The 1237-nt window shown below is 39.0% G+C and carries 1 protein-coding gene; it reads left to right on the top strand.

What is annotated here, in order from left to right; translation table 11 throughout:
• Window positions 1–78: 78 nt before the first annotated feature.
• A protein-coding gene (locus AC1FXZ_RS21790) for an IS3 family transposase (RefSeq protein WP_480057563.1) occupies window positions 79–1208 on the top strand; the annotation gives its coding sequence in 2 pieces (ribosomal slippage) (window positions 79–358 and window positions 358–1208; 1131 coding nt in all).
• Window positions 1209–1237 lie beyond the last annotated feature (29 nt).

The raw sequence follows: 1237 nt of genomic DNA, 5'->3' as shown, positions 1-1237 counted from the left end.
TGGATAGGCTACACTAAGTTGGACAGATGAAATAAGGGCTTGTAAACTTAGACTATTAAATTAAGGGAGCGTGCTACTATGACACGTCAACGTCGAACTTTTACACCCGAATTTAAACTGCAATTAGTGAAGCTTTATGAAAATGGAAAATCTCGTGCAGACATTGCTAGAGAATATGATATTACACCTTCTGCGTTAGATCGTTGGATTAAAAATCATCAGGAAACAGGTTCATTTGCCGCCAAAGATAATCGTTCTGAAGAAGAAAATGAACTGATGCAACTTCGCAAAGAAAATCAACGTTTACTGATGGAGAACGATATTTTAAAGCAAGCAGCGCTGATCATGGGACGAAAATAGATGTGATTCGAAATAACGCTCACAACTATTCGGTATCAGCAATGTGTAACGTCCTCGATATTCCAAAAAGTACGTATTACTACCATGTTGATGTAGCAGGCAAACGTGCACAGAGAGCTGAAGATAAAGAGCTTTCTAAAGAAATTGCTCGTATTTTTAAAGAGAGTCGAAACAATTATGGTACACGCAAAATCAAGAAAGAATTAGCCAAGTTACCTGAACCAAAATATGTTTCACGTCGCCGTATTGGTCGACTCATGAACGAAGTAGGGCTCGTGTCGAATTATACAGTGGCACAATTTAAACCACACAAATCAACGTGTAACGAAGCTCCTATAAAGAATGAATTACGGCGCCAATTTAAGCAAGATCAACAATTAGCTGTCATTGTCAGCGATTTAACATACGTCCGTGTCGGAAAAAAGTGGCATTATGTATGCCTATTTGTGGACCTTTTCAATCGCGAAATCATCGGCCGTAGTGCTGGAGCAAATAAGACAGCAGACCTTGTATATCAAGCCATTACAAGTATTCAAGCCAATCTGAATGACATAAAAATGTTCCATACAGACCGTGGAAAAGAGTTTGATAATCAGCTCATTTCAGAAGCTCTTGAAACATTTGGTATCCAGAGATCACTAAGCATGAAAGGATGCCCTTATGACAACGCCGTGGCCGAAGCGACATTTAAGGTATTCAAAACAGAATTCGCTAACGGAGCTCATTTCTCTTCTCTTCAACAGCTCGCTCTTGAACTTGATGATTATGTTCATTGGTTCAATAACATTCGAATTCACGGAACACTAGGCTATTTAACACCAGTCGAATTCAAGCAACAGACCTTATAATTTTTGTCCAGTTTAGTGTTGACATTCCA

Source organism: Halalkalibacter sp. HAAS-P014 (assembly GCF_056619965.1).
Note: the sequence above shows the minus strand (reverse complement) of the source record. Positions and strands in the feature narration are given on the sequence as shown.